We start from the raw sequence: 22742 nt of genomic DNA, 5'->3' as shown, positions 1-22742 counted from the left end.
GGCTTACTCCATCATCTTCTCAATGGGTAGCACCAGAATGGAGGAGGCGCCCAGGGCCTTGAGGCCTTCCATGGTTTCCCAGAACATGTCTTCGCTGCTTACCATGTGAATGGCCACCTGGTTGGTCTCGCCCGCCAGCTGCATAATGGTGGGGCGCTCGGCGCCGGGCAGCAGATCGATCACCTGCTCCAGCTTGTCCTTGGGAGCGTGCAGCATGATGTATTTGCTTTCCCGCGCCTGTTGCAGGCCCTGAATGCGGGGCAGCAGCTTGTCCACAATTTGCTGCTTGCCGGCGGGCAGGGCGTTGCCGCTCTGGATCAGCACCGCCTTGGAACGGAAGATGACGTCGGCTTCCACCAGGCCGTTGGCCTCCAGGGTGGCGCCGGTCGACACCAGATCGCAGATGGCGTCGGCCACGCCGGCGCGGGGCGCCACTTCCACCGAGCCGTTCAGCATCACGCTCTTGAACTTCACGCCCTGCGCATCCATAAAGCGCTTCAGCAGCCAGGGGTAGGAGGTGGCGATGCGCCTGCCTTCCAGGCTTTGCGGGCCTTGATAGTCGAAGTCGTCGGCCACCGCCAGCGACAGCCGGCAGCCGCCGAAGTCGAGGCGCTTGAGCACACTGTAGTCGGCGGCCTCGCCCTGGGCCTGGCGGTCCATCAGGGTTTCTTCCAGCACGTTTTCACCCACCACGCCGAGATCCACCACGCCGTCCATCACCAGGCCGGGAATGTCGTCGTCGCGCACCAGCAGCAGATCGATGGGCATGTTTTCGGCATGGGCGATCAGCCGCTGCTCGCGCAGGTTGAGCTTGACGCCGCAGCCCTTGAGCAGCTGCTGGCATTCCTTGCTCAGACGACCGGACTTCTGAATCGCAATGCGAAGGCGGGTTTTATCCAAAGTCATAAGCTGTGTTCCTTGTTGGTGATGTGAGTCCTGAAACGAAAAACCCCCGAAAGCGATGCTTCCGGGGGTCATAAATTCTGTCCTGCTGGAAGCCGCCAAGCGCAAGGTCTTCCAGAAAAAGCATTCTGAAAGACTAGTGTGGATGATGATGGTGATGCTTGGCGGTGTGCAGGAAGTTCATGATGCTGTATTCGGCTCGTTCAATTCGTTGAAAACGCAATCACCATAGCAAGCCGGTGCCGTTTTGCCAACCGTCAATTCATGGTTTTGTGTGAGACTGCTCCCGTTTGAGACAGGTGGTGTGTGGCAAGATCTGCGCTATAAGGCCAGCTCGGCCGGCATTAAACATGGCAACGGTATGGTGATTGGCGCAATCCACTGCATTTTCACCACTCGGCAATATGCCGCCGCATCGTTTCGGCTGGTCTTTTTATGGTCAGCGGGCGAATACTTTTTACTCGAATGAATCTATGCAAAAATAGCCGGCCTATTGTGTACATTTGCCCACAGGATTGGGTGCTGCCCGCGTCATCCGGCCTGCGGGGCCGGGCTCAGGGTACCCCGCTTACCGGCCAGGAGAGGCCCACTACATGGAACGCCGTCGTTTTCTTACCGGTTTCGCCAGCCTGGCGGCGCTGCCGCTGCTGGGCTGTGGCCCCGGCGCACCACTGCGTCTTGGCATTCATGCCTGGATCGGCTACGAAACCCTGTATCTTGCCCGCAACCTCAACTGGCTGCCCGACAGTGTGCGCCTGGTGTCGGGGGCCAGCGCCACCGACTCCCTCAAGGGGCTGCGCCGGGGCGAGCTGGACGGAGCCTGCCTGACCCTGGACGAAGTGTTGCTGGCGCGCAGCCAGGACATTCCCCTGACCATTGCCGCTGTGTTTGATGTGTCGGCGGGGGCCGACATGCTGGTGGTCCGCCCCGGCATTCGGCATCTTGAACAGCTGGCCGGCACACGTCTGGGGGTGGAGTCCACCGCCCTGGGGGCACTGATGCTGAACCGGGTGCTGCACAGGGCCGGACTGCCGCGTTCGGCGCTGCAGCTGGTGGAGCTGGCGCCCGACGAGCAACTGGCGGCCTGGCAGGCCGGCCGGGTCGATGCGGTGATCAGTTATGAGCCCATTGCCGGACGGCTGCTGGAAAACGGTGGTGAACGGCTGTTTGACAGCCGCAGCCTGCCCGACACCATTTTCGACGTGCTGGCGGTACGCGCCGATACCGCCGCCGAGCCCCTGGCCAGCCTGGTGCACTATCATTTTCGGGCTCTGGAACATCTTCGCACCAATCGCCAGGATGCCCTCTACCGTATTGCCGGACGACAGCAGGTAACCCCGGCGCAAGTGGAGCAGGCGCTGGCCGGTGTGGTCATGCCCAACCTCTCCGCCAATCGCCGTTATCTGGATAACCCGGACAGCCGGCTGGCCGGGGCGGCCCGGCAACTGCACGACATCATGCTGGACCATGGGCTGCTGCCCAGACCCGACCGGTTGCAGGGGCTGTTTACTTCCCGCTGGCTGCCCGAGGACAAGGCATGAGCCGGCATCGTCTTGCCCTGTTGCTGTTCTGCCTGCTGGCGCTGCCGGCCCGGGCCGAACAGCTGCTTACCCTGGGGGTGTTTGCCTACCGGCCCAAACCCATGATGGTCACCATGTATCAGCCCCTGGCCGACTATCTGAGTGCGCAGTTGCCCGATGCGCGAGTGCGCCTGCTGGTGCTGGATCAGGACGAAATGGAAACCGAGCTGTCCCGCAACGGTCTGGATCTGGTGTTTACCAACCCCAGCCACTACCTGCTGCTGCGCAGCCACAATGCCCTGACCGGGGTGCTGGCCACCAAAATAAGCCGTGAGCAGGGCCGGGCCGCCAGCGCCCTGGGCGGGGTGATCCTGGCTCGCAGGGATCGCACCGAGCTGACGACGCTTGAGGATTTGCGCCATCGCCATATTGCCATTCCCGGCACGCGCTTTCTCGGCGGCTATCAAACCCAGGCGCTGGAGCTGCTGGAGGCGGGCATCAGACCGGAAAAGGACACCACCCTGACCGTGGTGGGCGGGCATGACGGGGTCATTGCCACCCTGCTGGAAGGGCGGGCCGATGCCGGTTTTGTGCGCACCGGTATTCTTGAAAGCCTGCCCGAGGAGCAGCAACGTCAGTTCAGGGTGATCAATGCCCAGAGCCTGCCCGGGTTTCCCTATGCGGTGTCAACCCGCCTGTATCCGGAATGGCCCTTTCTGGCACTGCCGCGCGTGTCGATGCAGCAGGTGCGCCGCATTGCCAGCGCGCTGATGGCGCTGGAGCACAACCACCCGGCGGCGCTGGCCGCCGGCATTGAAGGCTTTGCCCCGCCGGGGGACTATCTGCCGGTGGAAAACCTGGCCCGGCGCCTGCGCCAGCCACCCTTTGACGCCGAAGAAGAGCCCAGCCTGCTGGCGCTGTGGCGCTACTACGGCCCCTGGCTGGTGTTTGTGTGCGTGCTGCTGTTGTTGCTCAGCCTCAGCCTGGCGGCACTGGTGGGCAAACACTATCAGGTGCGCCAGAGCCGCCGTGCCTACCGGGAACAAAGCCGCCGGCTGGAGGAAGTGATCTGGGGTACCGGCATCGGCACCTGGGAATGGCAGCCCGGGCGCGACCGGCTGGACTGCAGCGAGCAATGTGCCGTTCCCGCGGGTTACTCCAGAGTCTGGCCCGGTCCCTTCAGCGGCCGGCAACTGCGCGGCCTGTTTCATGGCCAGGATGCGGCCGCCCTGTTTGCCGCCTGGCAGCGGGTGCAGGCCGGACACGGCGAGCGGCTGGAGGTGGAGCTGCGGCTGCGCCACCGCCGGGGCGGCTACGCCTGGGTGCTGGTCAAGGGCAGGGTGCTGGCGCGCAACGCCGCCGGCGCGGTGGAGCGCATGTCGGGCACCCTGCAGGACATCAGCCAGCGCAAGCAGCAGCAGGCGGTGATTGCCGACAACGAAGAGCGCCTGCGCACCATAGTGGCCTTTTTGCCCATGGGCATTGCCCTGACCGACCGGCAAGGGTTGATCGTGCACTGCAACGCCGCCGCCGAGGGGCTGCTGGGCATGCGCCCACGGCACCGGCTGGAGGAAGTCTATGCCAATCAGGGCTGGCGGGTGCTGCGGGAAGACGGCAGTCCCATGCCCCGGGAAGAGTTTGCCAGCTCCCGGGCCCTGGCCGAAGGCCGGCCGGTGCACGATGTGGTGGTGTCGTTGCAGTCCGGCGAAGAGCGGCGCTGGCTGAACGTCAGCGCCACGCCCCTCGGCCATGCCAGCTACAGCCTGGTGGTGGCCTTCAGCGACATCACCGCCCAGCGCCGGGCCGATCTGGATCTGCGGCTGGCGGCGAGCGTGTTCAGCCACACCCGCGAAGCCATCATGATCACCGACGAAGGCGGCATTATTCTCGATGTGAACGAGTCGTTCACCCGCATTACCGGCTACGGGCGTGAAGAGGTGCTGCACCAGGAGGCCAGCCAGTTGCATTCGGGCCGGCATGCACCGGCCTGCTACGGAGAAATCTGGCAGGCCCTGGCGGCCCATGGTTACTGGCAGGGAGAGGTGTGGAGCCGGCGCCGAAGCGGTGAACAGTATGCGCAGATGCTGAGTGTGAGCCGGGTGCAGGATGCGACCGGTCATTCCCGGCATTTTGTGTTTATGTTTTCGGACATTACCACGCTGCTGGACCAGCAGGAGAAGCTGGAGCGCATTGCTCATTACGACGCCCTGACCGGACTGCCCAACCGGCTGTTGCTGGCCGACCGGCTGCAACAGGCGCTGGCCGCCTGTCGCCGTCAGGGCGGCGCCGTGGGCCTGGTCTACCTGGATCTGGATGGCTTCAAGGCGGTCAACGATACCCACGGTCACGATGCCGGAGACGAGCTGCTCAGGCAGTTGGGGGCCCGCATGCAGCAGTGCCTGCGCGAACACGATACCCTGGCACGCATGGGTGGCGACGAGTTCGTGGCGGTGCTGGCCGCCATGCAGGGGGTGAAGGATGGCGATGAGGTGATGGACCGTCTGCTCGCCGCAGCCAGCACTCCCATCGAGCTGGGCGAGGTGACCTTGCGGGTGTCCGCCAGCCTGGGCCTGGCGGTGTATCCGGCTGACGGGGTGGACGCCGATCAGCTGATGCGCCGGGCCGATCTGGCCATGTATGCCGCCAAGCAGGAGGGCAAAAACCGCTGGCAGCGCTTTGCCGGCCTGCGCCGGGAGCAGCTGGAATACGAGCTGGGCGAGGCGTAGGCGCCGTGATCACGCCGGCGCCCACAGACAGCGATAATAACCAAGGAGCACACCATGACCGATGTTTTGCTGATGATCGTCTTTACCCTGATGGCGGGGCTGGCCATGCCGGCCGGCGCGCTGCTGGCGCGCATTGAACGCATTCATCCCGACTGGCTGGAGAACGAATTCCGGCATTCGGTGGTGGCCTTTGGCGGCGGCGCCCTGCTGTCGGCGGTGGCCCTGGTGCTGGTGCCGGAAGGGGCGGCGCGGCTCGAGGTGAGCACGGTGGCACTGTGTTTTGCCGGCGGCGGCCTGGCCTTTATGGCGCTGGATGTGCTGCTGGCGTATTTCAGAACCCGGGCCGGCCAGCTGGCCGCCATGCTGTCGGACTTTATTCCCGAATCCCTGGCCCTGGGCGCGGCCTTTGCCTATGGCAGCCAGGGCGGCGCCCTGCTGCTGGCCGGACTGATGGCGCTGCAGAACCTGCCCGAAGGCTTTAATGCCTACCGGGAGCTGTCGGAAAGTGCGCGTCCGGGCAATGGCCGGGGGCGGGCGGTCAAATCCTTTGTCGCCATGGCGCTGCTGGGGCCGCTGGCGGCGCTGGCGGGCTATTTCTGGTTGTCGGCCAACCCGGCACTGGTGTCGGGCATCATGCTGTTTGCCGCCGGCGGCATTCTGTATTCGGTGTTTCAGGACATCGCCCCTCAGGCGGTGCTGGAGCGTCACTGGGCGCCGCCCATGGGGGCGGTGTTCGGCTTTCTGCTGGGCATTCTGGGGCACATGCTGCTCACCCACGGTAGCTGAATAAAATCACACGCCGCCTGCCGCCGGTGGGCGGCTTTTGGTATGATTCCCTTTTTTAGCAACGGAACCGCCGCCCGTGCAGCCCACCGACAGTACCGCATTATTTGACCCCGACGGCCCCCTGGCGCAAGCGATAGAGGGCTTTCGCCCCCGCGCCGCCCAGGTGGAGATGGCGGCGGCGGTCACCCGGGCCATGACCGATCGCATTCCGCTGGTGGTGGAGGCGGGCACCGGCACCGGCAAGACCTACGCCTATCTGGCGCCGGCCCTGGCCGCCGGCAAAAAGGTGGTGGTCAGCACCGGCTCGCGCAACCTGCAGGAGCAGCTTTATCACCGGGACCTGCCCACCCTGGTCAAGGCGCTGGGTTATGCCCGGCCGGTGGCGTTGCTCAAGGGCCGGGCCAATTACCTCTGTATCGAGCGGCTGGGCCGGCTTAATGACGCCGTGCCCGGGCTGTCGGCCGAGGCGCTGAATGACCTGCACACCGTGCGCCGCTTTGCCCCGCTCACCACCAGCGGGGATGTGGGCGATATTCCCGGGCTGCCCGAGCGCAGCGAGATTTTGCCGCTGATAACCAGCACCAACGACAACTGCGCCGGCCGCGATTGCGTCCACTATCAGGACTGCTACCTGGTCAGGGCCCGCAACAAGGCCATGGAAGCCCAGGTGGTGGTGGTGAACCACCACCTGTTCTTTGCCGACATGGCGGTGCGCGACACCGGTTTTGGCCAGCTGATCCCCGATGCCGAGGTGTGCATTCTCGACGAGGCCCACCAGTTGCCGGAGATCGCCGGCCAGTATTTCGGTCAGAGCCAGTCGAGCCGGCAGTTTGTGGAGCTGTCGCGGGATCTGCGGCTGGCGCAGAAAACCGAGGCCAAAGACATGGCCCAGCTCGGCAAGGCCGCGGATCAGCTGGAGCGCTGCGCCCAGGACTTTCGCCTGGCCTTTGGCCTGGACACCGGACGCGGCCAGCTGCGTCCGGCACTGGGCCGGCCGGCGGTGGCCCAGGCGCTGGCCCGGCTGAACGACAGCCTGGCCTTTACCCACGAGGTACTGAAGCTGGCACTCGGCCGGGGCGAACAGCTGGATCAGTGCTTTGAACGCTTGATCGGCCTGCGCACCCAGCTGGACGGCCTGACCCGGGTCGAGGAAAACGGCTATTCCTTCTGGTATGACTGCAGCCGGCTGCACGTGGCGCTGCACAAGACGCCGCTGTCGGTGGCCGAGCGTTTTGCGGCCGAGCTGGCGCGGGAACAAACCAGCTGGATCTTCACCTCCGCCACCCTGGCGGTGGGAGACAGCTTTGCCCATTTTTGCGCCGATCTCGGACTCACCGAGTGCCGCACCTTGCAATTGGACAGCCCTTTTGATTACCCTCGCCAGTCGCGCCTGTGCGTGCCCCGTTATCTGCCCGAAACCAGCGGCACGGGGCGGGGCACCTTGCTGGCCAACAGCCTGCTTGAGACGATTGAGCGGGTGCCGGGCGGCACTTTCTTCTTGTGCACCAGCTACCAGGTGATGCGGGAAGTGGCTGAAGTGCTGCGCGCCCGACTGGATCGCACCGTGCTGATGCAGGGAGAAGACAACAAGGTACGGCTGCTGGAGCGCTTCGGCCAGGATGGCCGGGCGGTGCTGGTGGCCACCGGCAGCTTCTGGGAAGGCATAGACGTGCGTGGCCGCGCCCTGCAGTGCGTGGTGATCGACAAGCTGCCCTTTGCCGCCCCCGACGACCCGCTGCTCAGCGCCCGGCTGGAAGACTGCCGCCGCCGGGGCGAAGACGGTTTTGCCCGGGTGCAGTTGCCCAAGGCCATCATCACCCTCAAGCAGGGGGTGGGGCGGCTGATCCGCGACGTGGACGACAGGGGCGTGCTGGTGATCACCGACGCCCGTCTGGTGAACCGGGCCTACGGTGCCGACTTTATCGCCAGCCTGCCGGCCATGCCGCGCACCCGCAGCCTGCCGGCCCTGAACGAATTTTTGTCACATCTGGAGTAATCATCCATGAGCCTGTTACTGGCCATCGACACCGCCACCGAAGCCTGCTCAGCCGCCCTCTGGCACCATGGCGAGGTGCTCAGCCGCTATCAGGTGGCGCCACGGGGACATACCGAACTGATCCTGCCCATGGTGGAGGAGCTGCTGGCCGAGGCGGGTGTACCCCTGAGCCGGCTCGACGGCCTGGCCTTTGGCCGCGGGCCGGGCTCCTTTACCGGTGTGCGCATCACCCTGGGTGTGGCCCAGGGGCTGGCCTTTGGCGCCGATCTGCCGCTGGTCGGGGTGTCCAACCTGCAGGCGCTGGCGCAGGGAGCACACCGTCACACCGGTTGCGACACCGTGCTGGCCACCATCGATGCCCGCATGGGCGAAATCTACGCCGGCGGCTTTACCCTGGAACAAGGGGTGATGGTTGAGCGCGCAGCCGAGGCCGTGCTGCCCCCGGCCGAGTTTCTGGCCGGTGCCGGTGGTCTCTGGCAGCAGGGCGCCGGCAGCGGCTTTGTCACCTATCCTGAACTGACAGGATGCGTGCAGGCGTTGTGCGAGGCGGTGCCCTTTCCCGACGCGCGCGATATGCTGCCCGCCGCCCTGCGGGATCTGGCCGCCGGCCTGGGGGTGAGCGCCGCCGATGCCAGGCCGGTGTATCTGCGTGACAAGGTGACCTGGCAAAAGCTGCCCGGTCGCTGAGGAGTCGGGGTGACCATTTTTTATTCGTTTGCCCGGGAAGAGGTGCCGCTGATGTTTGTGCAGCGGCCTTATCACAGAACCCGTCTGTGCACGCGCCGTCGCCAGCGCCAGCGCCAGCGTCTGCTGCGCCAGTGGCACCGGCAGCGACGCCGCTGAACGATCACCTGTTTTTGTGCCCGGCCAGGCCGGGCCGCATCTGACTGAGCCTGCATGACTTATACATATATTGCCGATAATCACAGCCTGGCGGAGTTTTGCCAGACCGACGCCCGCCTGCTGGCGGTAGACACCGAGTTTGTTCGGACCCGTACCTTTTATGCCCGCCCCGGGCTGTATCAGTTGCACGACGGCCAGCGCACCGCCCTGATCGATCCCCTGGCGGTGACCGACCTGAGCCCTTTGTGGCGGCTGCTGCACGACTCCAGCCGGCTGTGCCTGCTGCACGCCGGCGGCGAGGATCTGGAGTTGTTCCAGCACCAGAGCGGTGCCCTGCCGGCCCGGGTGCACGATACCCAGCTGGCGGCGGCCTTTCTGGGCCTGGGCGCCCAGCTCGGCTTTGCGCCCCTGGTGGAACAACTGCTCGGGGTCAGCCTCGACAAGGCCCATGCCCGTACCGACTGGCTGGCCCGGCCGCTGTCGCCGGCCCAGCTCAGCTATGCCGCCGATGACGTGATTTACCTCTATCCCCTGTACCAGCAGCTGCATGATCAGCTGGAGCACAAGGGGCTGCTCGGCTGGTTCGAGCAGGAGTGCGAAGGGACGGTGAAACGGCGGGCGGTCAGCGTGCAGCCGAAGCTTGCCTACCTGGAAGTTAAAAACGCCTGGACCCTGGATCGGCAGGCGCTGGGTATTTTGCAGCGGCTGTGTGAGTGGCGGCTGAACGAAGCACGCAAGCGCGATCTGGCGGTGAACTTTGTGGTGCGCGAGGCCCATTTGTTCCGCGTGGCCGAGCGGGCACCGCAAAGCCTGACCGATCTCAACCGCCTGGGGCTGGAGCCGATGGAGATAAAACGCCATGGCCAGACCCTGCTGACGCTGGTGCAACAGGCGCTGGCGGCACCGGACAGCTGGCCCGAGCGGGTGCAGCGGCTGGTGGACTTTCCCGGTTACAAGGCCGAGCTCAAGCGCATTCGCGAGCTGGTGGAGCAGGCCGGTGAGGCCTCCGGCGTACCGGCGGAGCTGATTGCCTCCAAGCGGCTGATTCATCAATACCTGAGCTGGAAGTGGCGGCTGGAGCAGAGCGAGGAGGCCAGGCCGGCGCTGTTGCAGGGCTGGCGCGGTGAGTTGCTGCAGGACAGGCTGTAATCTTGTGGTTCAGCCATAAAGACAACGGCGCTGTTGATGCAGCGCCGTTGTGATGAGTGTCCGGTTGCCGATGTTCAGTTGCCGGCCTCGGAGGGAGTGGCGGGTTTGTCTTCCGGCTCGGGCAGCATGATATTAAGCTCCAGCACCGAAAGGTTTTCCCCTTTCTGATCGAGCTGAACCGAGATCTGCTCCAGATCGATATTTACATACTTGCGAATGACTTCCAGGATATCCTGTTTCAGCTGCGGCAGGTAATCGGGGGTGTCCCGCTGACTGCGTTCGTGAGCCACGATGATCTGCAGGCGCTCCTTGGCGATTTTGGCGCTGCTCTGGTTCTTTCTTGAGCGGAAATAGTCCAGTAGAGACATGAGTTAACTCCCAAAAAGTCGGCTGAAAAATCCCTTCTTCCCTTCTTCGAGGAAACGAAACTCCCGCTCTTCACCGAGCAGGCGGGCCACAGTGTCGGTGTAGGCCTGGCCGGCGTCGGACTCGCCGTCGAGGATCACCGGTTCACCGGCGTTGGACGCCTTGAGCACGGCCTGGGACTCGGGGATCACCCCCAGCAGCGGAATGGCCAGGATCTCCTGCACGTCTTCCACGCTCAGCATGTCGCCCCGGTTGACCCGCTCGGGGGAGTAGCGGGTCAGCAACAGGTGCTCCTTGATCGGCTCCAGACCCTGTTCGGCCCGGCGGGATTTGGAGGAAAGAATGCCCAGAATGCGGTCGGAGTCGCGCACCGAAGACACTTCCGGGTTGGTGGTGACAATGGCCTCGTCGGCAAAGTAAAGCGCCATCAGGGCGCCGCTTTCAATGCCGGCGGGCGAGTCGCAAATAATGTAGTCAAAGCCCATTTCGTGCAGGTCGTTGATGACCTTTTCCACGCCGTCCCGGGTCAGGGCATCCTTGTCGCGGGTCTGTGAGGCGGGCAGTATGTAGAGCTGATCAACCCGCTTGTCGCGGATCAGCGCCTGGTTGAGGTTGGCGTCACCGTTGATGACGTTGACAAAGTCGTAGACCACGCGGCGTTCGCAGCCCATGATCAAGTCAAGATTGCGCAGGCCGATGTCAAAGTCGATGACCACCGTCTTATGGCCCAGTTTGGCCAGACCGGTGCTGATGGCTGCGCTGGAGGTGGTTTTACCCACGCCTCCCTTACCAGAAGTGACGACGATTATCCGTGCCATAAAATGTGTTCCTAAGTCGTAAGAAAATCAGATCCTGTCCAGCTTGAGCTGTTCGCCCACCAGAGAAATGCTGACCGGTTGTTCCCATTGCTCGCCCTGAAGCCCGTCGCTGAGCTGATAGTGTCCGGCGATGGACACCAGCTCGGGCATCAGTTGCTGGCAATAAATGCGTGCGTGTTCGTTGCCCTTGGCACCGGCCACGGCCCGGCCCCGCAAGGCGCCGTAAACATGAATGCTGTCGTCGGCAATGACTTCGGCGCCATTACTGACGGCACCCAGTATGACCAGAGAGCCGTTCTGGGCGTAGATTTGCTGGCCGGAACGCACCGGGCCGCGATGTACCCGGGTGCCCGGCTGGTTGAGCAGGGCGGGAGAGGGGGACTGGGCCGGCGTTGCCACCTTGCCGGTGGTCATCACCGCCAGGCCGGCGGCGCGGGCGGCGGCGCGTCCGTTGTCGTCAAGAAGGCCACTGACGCCCACCGGCACCAGCTCCAGTTCGCGCACGGCGGCGGCCAGAGCGGAAAAATCAGGGATATCCGGTAATTTTTCGATATTGATAACCAGTGGTGCGGCGCGAAAAAATTCCGGCGCCTGTGCGATTTTTTCCTGCAGTTGCTGTTTGACCTGCGCAATGTTGGCAGAGGTAATATGCAACACCGACAGGGTAAAGCTGCTGCCTTTCAATTCAATGCCACGCTCCGCCATAAGCGGCTGTCCCCCAAGGAAGTGATCCTTTTTGTTATTGGTCGTGCTGATGTTATAGTTTGCCATCCAGACTGGCAATAAACCCGACGGATTATAGCAATTTCCATGTTGTGTGCAGTGTATAAAAGCCCCAAAAAGGCAGAGACCTATTTGTTTGTGGAGCGTCGCGACGATTTTTCGCGTGTGCCCGCGCCCCTGATGGCCACCTTTGGTACGCCGCAGCTGGCAATGATGATCAACCTGGCCACCAAAACCCGGCTGGCGCTGTCGGATATCGACAAGGTGCGGGAAGCCCTGCGCACCCAGGGGTTCTATCTGCAGTTGCCGCCACCGCCGGAAAACCTGCTCAAGGAACACCTGGCCCGCCAGGCTGCCCGTCGCGACGCTGAATAAAGGATCCCGTTATGTACCAGCATATTGATCAGGAAGGCTTTGTGTTGCCCTATGCCACCGGCAAGGTGGTGTGCGTGGGTCGCAGTTACCGGGATCATGCCGAGGAGCTGAACAATCCGGTGCCCGAGGCCCCCTTGTTATTTATCAAGCCGGCCACCAGTCTGGTTCCCCTGGATGAGCCGCTGGTACTGCCGGCCGGTCAGGGCCCGGTACACCATGAAGTGGAAGTGGCGCTGCTGGTGGGGCGGCGGTTGTGCAAGGCCACTCCCGCCGAAGCCCTGAGCGGGGTGGCGGGCGTGGGGCTGGCGCTGGATCTGACGCTGCGTGCGGTGCAGGACGAGCTGAAGGGCAAGGGCCACCCTTGGGAGCGGGCCAAGGCCTTTGACGGCAGTTGCCCCATGGGCCCCTTTGTGGCGCCAGAGCTGTTGTCGCCGCTGTCGCAGCTGGATTTTTCCCTCACCGTGAACGGTGCGCCGCGCCAGGCGGGCAACACTCGGCTGATGATGTGGCCCATGGGCGAGTTGCTGGCGGAGATAAGCCGGAGCTTTACCCTGATGCCCGGCGACATTGTGCTCACCGGCACCCCCAGGGGCGTGGGAGAACTGCAGGGCGGCGACGAGCTTGTTCTGACTCTGGACAATAAATTCGTCGTTGCGGCGAAGGTAGCAAAATAAATGCAGGCAGATTTCTGGCAGACCAAAACCCTCGACGAAATGAACGACGAGGAATGGGAAGCCCTGTGCGACGGTTGCGGCAAATGCTGCCTCAACAAGCTGATCGACGAAGACACCGATGAGCTGGTGCACACCAACGTGGCCTGTGAGCTGCTCAATACCCACAGCTGCGCCTGCAGCGATTATGCCAATCGGTTTGCCCGCGTGCCGGACTGCCTGAAGATCACCCGTGAGCAGCTTGCCGATTTCTACTGGCTGCCCTCCACCTGTGCTTACCGGGTGCTGTCCGAGGGCAAGTCGCTGCCGTCCTGGCACCCGCTGCGTACCGGCTCCAAAAGCGCCATGCACCGTGCCGGCCAGTCGGTGCGGGGCAAGGTGGTACCGGAATCAAAGGCCGGCGACTGGGAAGATCACATTATTACCTGGGCGGGCTGAATAGCCGCAGGCTCCGTTTTTATCCGGCGCCCAGGGCCGTTCGCCTTTGCTCACAAAATGGATTCCGGCCCGGGGGCCGGAATGACCCGCCTTTAACCTCTTGCTCCCGCCAGCCTCACCACGATAAACAGCGCTGCCAGTGCCGCCAGCAGTGCGAAAACTCCCATCAGCCATTGCGGCATGGACAGCCCCAGCCACTGCCAGTCGATGGAAGAGCAGTCACCACTGGGATAGAACAGGGCCGGCCACCAGGCCTCGAGCCGGAACCAGGCGGGAAACTCGGCCACGGTGGAGCATTGGTGAAAGGGCGAGGGGTTGAGCTGGTAGCCCACATGCTCCCTGGCCAGTAAAAACCCCTCTGCCGACGCCGCCAGCCAGCCGGCCAGGGCCAGGTTGCTCCACAGCGGGTGACGCGGCGCCAGCCAGCCCAGCAGGCCGGCCAGTATCACGCCAGCCAGAGCCGCCCGCTGGTACACACACATCACGCAGGGGGCATAATCTTCCACATACTGATAGTAAAGGGCTGCCAGCAGCAGCGCCGTGCTGCCCAGGGTCAACAGGGCCCAGGCCAGGCGGGTGCGGGAGAACTGGTTCACGAATAAATCCTTGTTGGTAGTGATGCGGCAAGGGTGGGGCCGCTTGTGGGAGACTGGTCCGCTCTGTTATTATTTTTTGTGTTTTTTACCAAATTTAACATTCCTGAGACAGAGTGGTTCCATGGTCATCAAGGCACAAAGCCCCGCCGGTTTTGCGGAAGAATATATCATCGAGTCCATCTGGAACAGTCGCTTTCCTCCCGGCTCCATTTTACCTGCCGAGCGGGAATTGTCGGAGCTGATTGGGGTGACCCGTACCACCCTGCGGGAAGTGCTGCACCGGCTGGCCCGGGACGGCTGGCTGACCATACGGCACGGCAAGCCTACCCGGGTCAACAATTTCTGGGAGACCTCCGGCCTCAATATTCTGGAAACCCTGGCGCGCCTTGACGCCGACAAAACCCCCGAGCTGATTGAGCACTTGCTGTCGGCCCGCACCCATATCAGCAGTATCTTTATTCGTGGCGCCATTCGTCATGATCCCGAAGCGGTGCAGGCGGCGGTAACGGGGCTGGAGCGGCTGAACGACGACGCCGAGGCCTACTCCGCCTTTGACTACCAGGTGCATCATCGTCTGGCCTTTGCCTCGGGCAACCCCATTTATGGCTTGATCCTCAATGGCTTCCGGGGGCTGTATTGCCGGGTGGGGCGTTATTACTTCTCCCGCCCCGGAGCCCGGGCGCTGGCCGCCGACTATTACCGCGGGCTGGCCGAGCACGCCAGGGCGGGCCGGGCGGAAGAGGTGGTGGAGCTGGTGCGGGACTACGGCAAGGCCTCGGGCCGGTTGTGGCAGGAAATGCGCGATCAGCTGCCCGATACCCTGCTGCCGTCCGCCTGATGAAAACGCCTCTCACACGAGAGGCGTTTTGGGTTTAGCCGGCGGAGTCGCCTTTGGGCGGACAGCGGCTCAGCAGGGTGCCGCTGCCGTCGGCCTCTTCCTGCTCCAGCAGTACGTCAAAGCCCCACAGCCGGTGCACATGCTTGATGACCTCATGGCTGGAGTCCGACAGCGGAATGCGGTTGTGAGGCACGTGGCGCAGGGTGAGCGAGCGGTTGCCTTTTACTTCCACGTTGTAGACCTGAATGTTGGGCTCCAGGTTCGAGAGGTTGTACTGGTTCGACAGGGTCTGGCGCAGCTGCCGGTAGCCGGCATCGTCGTGAATGGCGGAAATTTCCAGATAGTTGCGGGTGTCGTCGTCGGCCACGGCAAACAGGTGAAAGTCCCGCATCACCTTGGGGGAGAGAAACTGGCTGATAAAGCTCTCGTCCTTGAAGTTCTCCATGGCAAAGTGCAGGGTTTTGACCCAGTCCGAGCCGGCGATATCCGGAAACCAGGCCCTGTCTTCCTCGGTGGGGGTCTCGCAAATGCGGCGAATGTCCTGAAACATGGCAAAGCCGAGCGCATAGGGGTTGATGCCCGAGTAATACTTGCTGTTGTAGGGCGGCTGATACACCACGTTGGTGTGGCTGTGCAGTATCTCCAGCATAAACTTGTCGGAAACCAGGCCCTCGTCGTACATGTGCTGACAAATGGTGTAGTGCCAGAAGGTGGCCCAGCCCTCGTTCATCACCTGGGTCTGTTTCTGCGGATAGAAGTACTGGCTTATCTTGCGCACAATGCGCACTACCTCCCGTTGCCAGGGCTCCAGCAGCGGGGCGTGCTTTTCAATGAAATACAGCAGGTTTTCTTCCGGCTCCCGGGGGTAGCGCTGTTTCTGTTTCTCTCTGGCATCGTTCATGCGCGGCAGGGTGCGCCACAGCTCGTTGACCTGGGTTTGCAGATAGGCCTCGCGGGCTTTCTGCCGGCGGCGTTCTTCCGCCAGCGACAGCTTCTGCGGCCGCTTGTAGCGGTCGACCCCGTAGTTCATCAGGGCGTGGCAGCTGTCGAGCAGGCTTTCCACTTCCGCCACGCCATATTTTTCCTCGCATTCGTTGATGTAGTGCTTGGCAAACAGCAGGTAGTCGATAATCGACTCGGCATCGGTCCATGCCTTGAACAGATAATTGTTCTTGAAAAAGGAATTGTGACCGTAGCAGGCGTGGGCCATGACCAGCGCCTGCATGGGCATGGTGTTTTCCTCCATCAGGTAGGCGATGCAGGGATTGGAGTTGATCACGATTTCGTAGGCCAGACCCATCTGGCCTCGCTTGTAGGTTTGCTCGGTCTGAATGAACTTTTTGCCGTAGGACCAGTGATGATAGCCAATGGGCATGCCGATGCTGGAATAGGCATCCATCATCTGCTCACCGGTGATGATCTCTATCTGGTTGGGATAGGTGCCGAGGCCGTAATGCTCGGCAATGCGGGCGATTTCCCTGTGATAGGCCTCGAGCAGGTCAAAGGTCCAGTCCGGTCCGTCACTCAGCGGCCGGCTTTTTTTCAGAGCTTGTGCCATAGGTCACCTCATGCCGCCTGTTTTCTGAACAGCTCCCGGAACACGGGATAAATGTCTTCCACCGAGCGAATATGCTCCATGGCAAAGGTAGAAAACTGCCGGGCAATGGATTCATACTCGTGCCACAGGCTCTGGTGGGCCCGGTTGGTGATCTCGATATAGGTGTAGTAGCGCACCAGCGGCATGATGTCTTTCTGCAGCAGCTGCCGGCACAGGGGAGAGTCGTCGGCCCAGTTGTCGCCGTCGGACGCCTGGGCGGCGTAGATGTTCCACTGATCCGCCGGGTAACGTTCGGCCATTACCTCTTTCATCAGCTGCAGCGCGCTGGAAACGATGGTGCCGCCGGTTTCCTGAGAGTAGAAAAACTCCTGCTCGTCCACCTCCTTGGCCTGGGTATGGTGACGAATAAACACCACGTCAACGTTCTTATAGCTGCGGGTCAGGAACAGGTAGAGCAACAGGTAAAAACGCTTGGCCATGTCCTTGGTGGCCTGATCCATGGAGCCGGACACGTCCATCAGGCAGAACATCACCGCCTGGGTTGAAGGCACCGGCCGCTTGACGAAATTGTTGTAGCGCAGATCAAAGGTATCGATAAAGGGCACGGCGGCAATGCGCCGTTTGAGCTCGGTGATTTCGTCCTCCAGCTCCTGAATACGGGCGTAGTTTTCCGCCGGACGTTTGCCCAGCTCCGCCAGCTCCTGTTCCAGCTCGGCCACGGTGCGTTTCTTGCCGGCCTGCAGGGCGGTGCGGCGGGCCAGAGACTGGCGCAGGGAACGCACCACGTTGATGTTGGCCGGCACGCCGTCGGCGGTATAGCCGGCGCGAAAGGTTTTCATTTCACTGATTTTGTTGAGTTTGTTTTTTTCCAGGTTGGGCAGCTCGAGGCCGTCAAACAGCAGATCCAGGTATTCGTCCTTGGAGATCTGGAACACGAAATCGTCCTGACCTTCTCCCTGATTGCTGGCTTCGCCCTGACCGGCGCCCCCGCCTCCGCCGCCGGAGGGGCGGTCGACGCGGTCGCCTTTTACAAATTGATCATTGCCGGGATGCACCTGATCCCGGTGGCCACCCTTGCCGTGATGAAAGAAGGGCTCGGAGATGTCCCGGGTGGGAATGGAGACACTCTCGCCCTTGTCGATATCCTGAATGCTGCGTTTGAGCACCGCGTCCGACACCGCCTTTTTCAGCTGTTGTTTGTAGCGGCGGATGAAGCGCTGCCGGTTGACAGCGCTCTTGTTGCGGCCATTCAGTCGTCTGTCGATAAAATGCGCCATGGTTCCCCCGACTGATAGCGATCAGCTTGACTTGCGTACCCGCAGGTACCATTCGGACAGCAACCGGACCTGCTTGCGGGTGTATCCCTTTTCCATCATGCGATCCACGAAGTCGTCGTGTTTTTTCTGCTCGTCGGCACTGGTTTTCGCATTGAAGGAAATGACCGGCAGCAGCTCCTCGGTATTGGAGAACATTTTCTTCTCGATAACGGTTCTGAGCTTTTCGTAGCTGGTCCAGTTGGGATTTTTGCCGGCATTGTTGGCCCGGGCCCGCAGTACGAAGTTGACGATTTCGTTGCGGAAGTCCTTGGGATTGCTGATGCCGGCGGGCTTTTCGATTTTCTCCAGTTCGGCGTTGAGGGCGGCGCGGTCAAACAGCTGGCCGGTATCCGGATCCCGGTATTCCTGATCCTGAATCCAGAAGTCGGCATAGGTAACATAGCGGTCAAAAATGTTCTGGCCATACTCGGAATAGGACTCGAGGTAGGCGGTTTGAATTTCCTTGCCGATGAATTCCACGTACTTGGGAATCAGGTAGCCCTTGATGAACTCCAGGTAACGGTCGTGTATTTCCTGGGGAAACTGCTCCCGCTCGATTTGCTGCTCGAGCACATAGAACAGATGCACCGGGTTGGCCGCCACTTCGGCGTGATCGAAGTTGAACACCCGGGACAGGATCTTGAAGGCGAAGCGGGTGGAAAGCCCGGTCATGCCTTCGTCGACGCCGGCGTAGTCCCGGTATTCCTGATAGGACTTGGCCTTGGGATCCGTGTCTTTCAGGGTTTCACCGTCGTAGACCCGCATCTTGGAGTAAATGCTGGAGTTCTCCGGCTCCTTGAGCCGCGACAGCACGGTGAACTGGGCCAGGGTTTCCAGGGTGCCCGGCGCACATTTGGCGGTAGACAGCTCACTGTTGGCCAGCAGCTTCTGGTAGATTTCCACTTCTTCGGTTACTCGCAGGCAGTAGGGCACCTTGACGATGTATACCCGGTCGAGAAAGGCCTCGTTGTTCTTGTTGTGCTTGAAATGCTGCCATTCCGACTCGTTGGAGTGGGCCAGAATAATGCCTTCAAAGGGCAGGGCAGACAGTCCCTCTGTGCCGTTGTAGTTGCCTTCCTGGGTGGCGGTCAGCAAGGGGTGCAGCACCTTGATGGGGGCCTTGAACATTTCCACGAATTCCATCATGCCCTGGTTGGCCTTGCACAGGGCGCCGGAATAGGAGTAGGCGTCGGCGTCGTCCTGGGCATAGTGCTCCAGCTTGCGAATGTCGACCTTGCCCACCAGCGAGGAGATGTCCTGGTTATTGTCGTCGCCGGGCTCGGTTTTGGCCACGGCTATCTGGTCGAGTACCGACGGATACACCTTTTCTACCCGGAACCGGGTGATGTCGCCGCCATACTCATGCAGGCGCTTGACCGCCCAGGGCGACATGATGGGGCGCAGATAACGGCGTGGAATGCCGTATTCCTGCTCCAGAACGGGGCCGTCTTCGGTCATGTCAAACAGACAGAAGGGGTGATCGTTGACCGGCGAACCCTTGAGCCGGTAGATGGGCACCTTTTGCATCAGTGCCTTCAGGCATTCGGCCAGGGAGGACTTACCTCCCCCCACCGGGCCCAGCAGATAAAGGATTTGTTTCTTTTCTTCCAGCCCCTGGGCGGCGTGCTTGAGGTAGGAGACAATCTGCTCGATGCTGTCTTCCATACCATAGAAGTCGGCAAAGGCAGGATAGCGGGCGATTACCCGGTTGGAAAACAGCCGGCTGTATCTGGGCACCTGGGCGGTGTCTATCATTTCCGGCTCACCGATGGCCATCAGCAGCCGCTCGGAAGCGGAGGCATAACAGCCCTTGTCGTCGCGGCAAAGGTCGAGGAACTCTTGCAGGCTGTATTCCTCTTCCTTGGCTTTTTCATAGCGCATTTGATAGTGCTCGAAAATACCCATGGTCATTCCCCCTGATTACTAACGGCTCCTGATAGAAGACAGAGCCGTGCGCACACACATTTCACGTCCTGTAGTGATAAGGTTAGTCAGGGTTCGGCCAATGTGCTCGTGTAAGACCCGGAAAAAACTGACATTTATATTCAACGCCACGGAAATTCTCTCTCGGCTGGCATGGCCAGACACCGGGCAAAGGCATGGCGGGCAGGGGAGAGGGGCGGGAGTCTCAGCCGGCGCCGGCACGGCACTGATTGAGCTAACCATGACGTTAACGTAAATCTCTGTCGGGCAAGGGTAAATCCCGGATACATTTGTGATTTTTTACGTTGACTTCACATTTTGCTCCGGTTACATTGAACCAGCATCACGGTCTAGCCACTTGCTACAGCCAATGAAAGCAACTTGTTAGGTGAGATGCGTAGCTCTGTTTAAGCACGTTTCCGTTTGTTTGACCCTCGCCAGTCGAGGGTTTTCTTTTATCTGTAACATTAACTTACGTTAACGTAAGCGGAGGGTATGGGCGCCCTGCTGTTCGAATATTTTGAATATATTGGCCATGAATTTCCGGTTTTTCCTGGCCTTGGTCTGCCTTAGTCTTTATCCAATTCAGTGAACGTTCATGTTTTTGGATGTGTCATTTATTCAATATTTCTGCGTTAAGGAGTCCGCTCATGCCCCACACTCTGGTCCTCAAATCCAGCATTCTTGCTGAACACTCCGAATCCAGCCGTCTGGTTGATGACTTTGTGGCCCGGCTGGATGAACCTAAGGTTACCGTACGGGATCTGGCCGCCGTGCCGCTGCCCTGGCTGGACGGCGAGGGAGCGCAGGCCCTGCGGGGAGCCGGGGAGCTGAATGAACGTCAGCAGGCTCTGCTGGCGCTGTCCAATGAACTGGTTGCCGAGCTCAAGGCCGCCGAACGAGTGGTGATTGCGGCGCCCATGTACAATTTTCATGTGCCGGTGCAGCTCAAGGCCTGGATTGATCTGGTATGCCGGGCCGGTGTGACTTTTCGTTATACCGAGCAGGGGCCGGAAGGCCTTCTCAGGGGCAAGCAGGCCGTGGTGATCAGCACCCGTGGTGGCCAGCACCATGGCAGTGATCGCGACCTGATCACGCCCTACATGGAAACCGTACTGGGTTTTCTGGGCATTTCGGACGTGGAATTTGTGTATGCCGAAGGCCTGAACATGGGCGGCGATGCCCGTGACAGCGGCTTGAACAGTGCCCGTGCCCGGCTGGAGCAACTGGTGGCGGGTTAACCGGCGCAGTCTTCCAAACCGCCAAAAAGGGCTGCGACTGCAGCCCTTTTTTACTGAGCGAAAACCCTTAGCCGAATTGCCGGCGAATGCAGCGCTCCAGAATGCCGATGGTCTGGTCGACATGCTCCTTTTCCAGGATCAGCGGCGGCGACATGGCAATGGCATCGCCCAGAGAGCGCAGCATCAGCCCCTGCTCCCATGCCAGGCTCTGAATTCCCGCGCCTGTGCCGCCGGCCTGACCGGCGGGAGCCTCGAACTCCACCGCGGCAATGAGTGAATAGTTGCGAATGTCGATGACTCCGGGCAGACCCTTAAGGCTGTGCAGTCCCTGCTCGAAGTAACGGCTGATCTCGCCCTCGGCGGCACCGCGTTGATACAGTCCTTCCTGCTCGTAGACATCCAGGGTGGCCATGGCGGCGGCACAGGCCAGCGGGTGGGCGGAATAGGTGTAGCCATGAAAGAACTCCACCCCGCTGGCGCTGGCTGCCATGATGGCGTCATGAATATGATCGCCGGCCAGCACGGCCCCCATGGGCGCCGTGCCATTGGTGAGCCCCTTGGCGGTGGTCATGATGTCGGGCTGTACGTTAAAGGTCTGGCTGGCAAAGACGTTGCCGGTACGGCCAAAGCCACAAATGACTTCATCGAGGATCAGCAGAATCTCGTGCCGATCGCAGATTTCCCGAATGCGCTGCAAATAGCCCACCGGGGGCGGAAGCACGCCGCCGGCACCGGTAATGGGCTCGATGATCACCGCGGCGATGCGGCTGGCATCGTGTAGTTTAATCAGTTTTTCCAGCTCGTTGGCCATTTCCACGCCGCCGTGCAGGGGCAGACCGCGGGAAAAGGCATTGCGTGCCAGATCCTGGGTATGAGACAGGTGATCGGTAGGCAGCCACTGGCCAAAGGCCTTGTAGTTGCTGGTAATGCCACCTACCGAAATGCCGCCGAAGTTGACCCCGTGGTAGCCGCGCTCACGACCGATGAACAGCTGGCGGCCGGTCTCGCCTCGGGCATGGTGGTAGGCCAGCGCCATTTTCAGGGCGGTTTCCACCGACTCGGAGCCGGAGTTGGTATAAAACACGCGGTTGAGGTTGCCCGGAGCCAGGCTGGCAAGGCGCTCCGACAGTTCAAAAGACAGCGGGTGGCCAAAGCCAAAGCAGGGAGCATAGTCCAGTTGCCGGGCCTGACGGGCGATGGCCTCGGCAATGTGCGGGTTGCCGTGACCGGCGTTGCAGCACCACAGGCCGGCGGTCATGTCCAGTACCCGGCGGTTGTCGTCGGTGATCCAGTGCATGCCTTCGGCACCGGTGAGCATGCGAGGGCTGGCTTTGAAGGCCTTGTTGGGAGTAAAGGGCATCCAGTGGGCGTTTAACGGGATTTGATTCATGCTGGTACTCTCTCGGACTCTTGTGATGGGCGCCGGCGGCGCTGTGATTGAAGCCAGTGTGAACAAAAGGGCGCGCAGGGAAAATCATGTCGTTTCAATGTTCAGTTTGGCCGGCTTAAACATGAATGAGCACGAGCGGTCACCGCACCGGAGAGTGTGTTATTCCAACATACAAAGCATCGCAACACCGGCAGATCGGTCGGGCAGCAATGGGGGAAGGGGACATGAAAAGCAAAAAGCCCGCTCGATGAGCGGGCTTTTCTGAATCTGGTGCGTTCTAGTGGATTCGAACCACCGACCCCCACCATGTCAAGGTGGTGCTCTAACCAACTGAGCTAAGAACGCATGTTATGCATAAAAACTGGTGCGTCCTAGTGGACTCGAACCACCGACCCCTACCATGTCAAGGTAGTGCTCTAACCAACTGAGCTAAGGACGCCTGTGCCAGGGAGTGGTGCGTTCTAGTGGATTCGAACCACCGACCCCCACCATGTCAAGGTGGTGCTCTAACCAACTGAGCTAAGAACGCATCGTGCCGTCAGGCGCTGCGTATACTAGCCAATGAG

At 61.5% G+C, this 22742-nt stretch carries 21 protein-coding genes, 3 tRNA genes and 1 other annotated feature; of the genes, 12 read left to right on the top strand and 12 right to left on the bottom strand.

The window, feature by feature from the left end; all coding sequences use genetic code 11:
- Window positions 1-3 precede the first annotated feature (3 nt).
- Window positions 4-900 (bottom strand): ATP phosphoribosyltransferase, encoded by an 897-nt coding sequence (gene hisG / locus PU634_RS07465; protein WP_306763674.1) that lies wholly within the window; start codon window positions 898-900, stop codon window positions 4-6.
- 40 nt (window positions 901-940) lie between these two features.
- Window positions 941-1064 (bottom strand) — a sequence feature (His leader region).
- Window positions 1065-1496: 432 nt separating this feature from the next.
- Here hisG and PU634_RS07460 point away from each other — a divergent pair.
- The 7 genes from PU634_RS07460 (at window position 1497) to rnd (ending at window position 9923) form a co-directional block, all read left to right on the top strand.
- Window positions 1497-2444, top strand: a complete 948-nt coding sequence (locus tag PU634_RS07460; RefSeq protein WP_306763424.1) for an ABC transporter substrate-binding protein — start codon at window positions 1497-1499, stop codon at window positions 2442-2444.
- Window positions 2441-5149 (top strand): diguanylate cyclase domain-containing protein, encoded by a 2709-nt coding sequence (locus PU634_RS07455; protein ID WP_306763423.1) that lies wholly within the window; start codon window positions 2441-2443, stop codon window positions 5147-5149. The genes PU634_RS07460 and PU634_RS07455 overlap by 4 nt, the downstream gene beginning before the upstream one ends.
- A 54-nt stretch (window positions 5150-5203) precedes the next feature.
- Window positions 5204-5935 (top strand): ZIP family metal transporter, encoded by a 732-nt coding sequence (locus PU634_RS07450; RefSeq protein WP_306763422.1) that lies wholly within the window; start codon window positions 5204-5206, stop codon window positions 5933-5935.
- Window positions 5936-6011: 76 nt separating this feature from the next.
- Entirely contained in the window at window positions 6012-7931 is a 1920-nt protein-coding gene (gene yoaA / locus PU634_RS07445; protein ID WP_306763421.1) for a DNA repair helicase YoaA, read from the top strand.
- 6 nt (window positions 7932-7937) lie between these two features.
- Window positions 7938-8618, top strand: a complete 681-nt coding sequence (gene tsaB / locus PU634_RS07440) for a tRNA (adenosine(37)-N6)-threonylcarbamoyltransferase complex dimerization subunit type 1 TsaB (RefSeq protein WP_306763420.1) — start codon at window positions 7938-7940, stop codon at window positions 8616-8618.
- Between the two features lie 9 nt (window positions 8619-8627).
- The gene (locus tag PU634_RS07435; protein WP_306763419.1) at window positions 8628-8774 is read left to right on the top strand and encodes a hypothetical protein; all 147 of its coding nucleotides are present in this window, start codon (window positions 8628-8630) and stop codon (window positions 8772-8774) included.
- A 54-nt stretch (window positions 8775-8828) separates the two neighbouring features.
- Window positions 8829-9923, top strand: a complete 1095-nt coding sequence (rnd, locus tag PU634_RS07430; RefSeq protein ID WP_306763418.1) for a ribonuclease D — start codon at window positions 8829-8831, stop codon at window positions 9921-9923.
- A 74-nt stretch (window positions 9924-9997) separates the two neighbouring features.
- Here the strand turns inward: rnd and minE are convergent, their stop codons facing one another.
- From minE to minC, 3 genes are read right to left on the bottom strand one after another with little or no spacing between them, the layout of a single operon-like run.
- Window positions 9998-10291 (bottom strand): cell division topological specificity factor MinE, encoded by a 294-nt coding sequence (minE, locus tag PU634_RS07425; protein WP_306763417.1) that lies wholly within the window; start codon window positions 10289-10291, stop codon window positions 9998-10000.
- A gap of 3 nt (window positions 10292-10294) precedes the next feature.
- Window positions 10295-11107 (bottom strand): septum site-determining protein MinD, encoded by an 813-nt coding sequence (gene minD, locus PU634_RS07420; RefSeq protein ID WP_306763416.1) that lies wholly within the window; start codon window positions 11105-11107, stop codon window positions 10295-10297.
- A gap of 27 nt (window positions 11108-11134) precedes the next feature.
- Window positions 11135-11812 (bottom strand): septum site-determining protein MinC, encoded by a 678-nt coding sequence (minC, locus tag PU634_RS07415; protein ID WP_306763415.1) that lies wholly within the window; start codon window positions 11810-11812, stop codon window positions 11135-11137.
- Window positions 11813-11917: 105 nt separating this feature from the next.
- Here minC and PU634_RS07410 point away from each other — a divergent pair, with 105 nt between their 5' ends.
- From PU634_RS07410 to PU634_RS07400, 3 genes are read left to right on the top strand one after another with little or no spacing between them, the layout of a single operon-like run.
- Window positions 11918-12205: a YcgL domain-containing protein gene (locus PU634_RS07410; protein ID WP_306763414.1), complete on the top strand. Its 288-nt coding sequence runs from the start codon at window positions 11918-11920 to the stop codon at window positions 12203-12205.
- Window positions 12206-12216: 11 nt separating this feature from the next.
- Window positions 12217-12879 carry a fumarylacetoacetate hydrolase family protein gene (locus PU634_RS07405; RefSeq protein ID WP_306763413.1) on the top strand — a complete coding sequence of 221 codons (663 nt, stop codon included), beginning with the start codon at window positions 12217-12219 and terminating at the stop codon, window positions 12877-12879.
- Entirely contained in the window at window positions 12880-13314 is a 435-nt protein-coding gene (locus PU634_RS07400) for a YcgN family cysteine cluster protein (protein WP_306763412.1), read from the top strand.
- Window positions 13315-13406: 92 nt separating this feature from the next.
- Here the strand turns inward: PU634_RS07400 and dsbB are convergent, their stop codons facing one another.
- Window positions 13407-13910 (bottom strand): disulfide bond formation protein DsbB, encoded by a 504-nt coding sequence (gene dsbB, locus PU634_RS07395; RefSeq protein WP_306763411.1) that lies wholly within the window; start codon window positions 13908-13910, stop codon window positions 13407-13409.
- A gap of 121 nt (window positions 13911-14031) precedes the next feature.
- Between dsbB and fadR the strand changes: the two genes are divergently transcribed.
- Window positions 14032-14748: a fatty acid metabolism transcriptional regulator FadR gene (gene fadR, locus PU634_RS07390; protein WP_306763410.1), complete on the top strand. Its 717-nt coding sequence runs from the start codon at window positions 14032-14034 to the stop codon at window positions 14746-14748.
- A 34-nt stretch (window positions 14749-14782) separates the two neighbouring features.
- Here fadR and PU634_RS07385 read toward each other — a convergent pair whose 3' ends face one another.
- Genes PU634_RS07385 through PU634_RS07375 form a run of 3 tightly spaced genes read right to left on the bottom strand, consistent with a single transcriptional unit; the run spans window position 14783 to window position 19527 of the window.
- The gene (locus tag PU634_RS07385) at window positions 14783-16306 is read right to left on the bottom strand and encodes a SpoVR family protein (RefSeq protein WP_306763409.1); all 1524 of its coding nucleotides are present in this window, start codon (window positions 16304-16306) and stop codon (window positions 14783-14785) included.
- Between the two features lie 8 nt (window positions 16307-16314).
- Entirely contained in the window at window positions 16315-17583 is a 1269-nt protein-coding gene (locus tag PU634_RS07380; RefSeq protein ID WP_306763408.1) for a YeaH/YhbH family protein, read from the bottom strand.
- A gap of 21 nt (window positions 17584-17604) precedes the next feature.
- Window positions 17605-19527, bottom strand: coding sequence for a PrkA family serine protein kinase (locus tag PU634_RS07375; protein ID WP_306763673.1), 1923 nt, complete (start codon window positions 19525-19527; stop codon window positions 17605-17607).
- Window positions 19528-20195: 668 nt separating this feature from the next.
- Between PU634_RS07375 and PU634_RS07370 the strand changes: the two genes are divergently transcribed.
- A complete protein-coding gene (locus PU634_RS07370) occupies window positions 20196-20786 on the top strand; it encodes an FMN-dependent NADH-azoreductase (RefSeq protein ID WP_306763407.1) in 591 nt (196 codons plus the stop codon).
- Between the two features lie 67 nt (window positions 20787-20853).
- On the opposite strand, the gene aptA is transcribed toward PU634_RS07370, so the two are convergent.
- The 4 genes from aptA to PU634_RS07350 form a co-directional block, all read right to left on the bottom strand.
- On the bottom strand, window positions 20854-22176 hold the full coding sequence (gene aptA / locus PU634_RS07365) for an omega-aminotransferase AptA (protein WP_306763406.1): 1323 nt from the start codon (window positions 22174-22176) through the stop codon (window positions 20854-20856).
- 268 nt (window positions 22177-22444) lie between these two features.
- Window positions 22445-22521, bottom strand: a tRNA-Val gene (locus PU634_RS07360).
- Between the two features lie 17 nt (window positions 22522-22538).
- Window positions 22539-22615, bottom strand: a tRNA-Val gene (locus PU634_RS07355).
- 13 nt (window positions 22616-22628) lie between these two features.
- Window positions 22629-22705: transfer RNA gene (locus PU634_RS07350), tRNA-Val, on the bottom strand.
- Window positions 22706-22742: the final 37 nt, after the last annotated feature.

Source organism: Oceanimonas pelagia (genome assembly GCF_030849025.1).
Lineage (GTDB): Bacteria > Pseudomonadota > Gammaproteobacteria > Enterobacterales > Aeromonadaceae > Oceanimonas > Oceanimonas pelagia.
Note: the sequence above shows the minus strand (reverse complement) of the source record. Positions and strands in the feature narration are given on the sequence as shown.

Excerpts from the sequence above, each read along its gene's own strand:
- PU634_RS07450 (WP_306763422.1), top strand. The coding sequence starts at position 5,204 with ATGACCGATGTTTTGCTGATGATCGTCTTTACCCTGATGGCGGGGCTG.
- minD (WP_306763416.1), bottom strand. The coding sequence starts at position 11,107 with ATGGCACGGATAATCGTCGTCACTTCTGGTAAGGGAGGCGTGGGTAAA.
- PU634_RS07375 (WP_306763673.1), bottom strand. The coding sequence starts at position 19,527 with ATGGGTATTTTCGAGCACTATCAAATGCGCTATGAAAAAGCCAAGGAA.
- PU634_RS07460 (WP_306763424.1), top strand. The coding sequence starts at position 1,497 with ATGGAACGCCGTCGTTTTCTTACCGGTTTCGCCAGCCTGGCGGCGCTG.
- PU634_RS07370 (WP_306763407.1), top strand. The coding sequence starts at position 20,196 with ATGCCCCACACTCTGGTCCTCAAATCCAGCATTCTTGCTGAACACTCC.
- fadR (WP_306763410.1), top strand. The coding sequence starts at position 14,032 with ATGGTCATCAAGGCACAAAGCCCCGCCGGTTTTGCGGAAGAATATATC.
- PU634_RS07380 (WP_306763408.1), bottom strand. The coding sequence starts at position 17,583 with ATGGCGCATTTTATCGACAGACGACTGAATGGCCGCAACAAGAGCGCT.
- PU634_RS07400 (WP_306763412.1), top strand. The coding sequence starts at position 12,880 with ATGCAGGCAGATTTCTGGCAGACCAAAACCCTCGACGAAATGAACGAC.
- minE (WP_306763417.1), bottom strand. The coding sequence starts at position 10,291 with ATGTCTCTACTGGACTATTTCCGCTCAAGAAAGAACCAGAGCAGCGCC.
- PU634_RS07405 (WP_306763413.1), top strand. The coding sequence starts at position 12,217 with ATGTACCAGCATATTGATCAGGAAGGCTTTGTGTTGCCCTATGCCACC.
- aptA (WP_306763406.1), bottom strand. The coding sequence starts at position 22,176 with ATGAATCAAATCCCGTTAAACGCCCACTGGATGCCCTTTACTCCCAAC.
- PU634_RS07410 (WP_306763414.1), top strand. The coding sequence starts at position 11,918 with ATGTTGTGTGCAGTGTATAAAAGCCCCAAAAAGGCAGAGACCTATTTG.
- PU634_RS07455 (WP_306763423.1), top strand. The coding sequence starts at position 2,441 with ATGAGCCGGCATCGTCTTGCCCTGTTGCTGTTCTGCCTGCTGGCGCTG.
- minC (WP_306763415.1), bottom strand. The coding sequence starts at position 11,812 with ATGGCGGAGCGTGGCATTGAATTGAAAGGCAGCAGCTTTACCCTGTCG.
- tsaB (WP_306763420.1), top strand. The coding sequence starts at position 7,938 with ATGAGCCTGTTACTGGCCATCGACACCGCCACCGAAGCCTGCTCAGCC.
- rnd (WP_306763418.1), top strand. The coding sequence starts at position 8,829 with ATGACTTATACATATATTGCCGATAATCACAGCCTGGCGGAGTTTTGC.
- PU634_RS07385 (WP_306763409.1), bottom strand. The coding sequence starts at position 16,306 with ATGGCACAAGCTCTGAAAAAAAGCCGGCCGCTGAGTGACGGACCGGAC.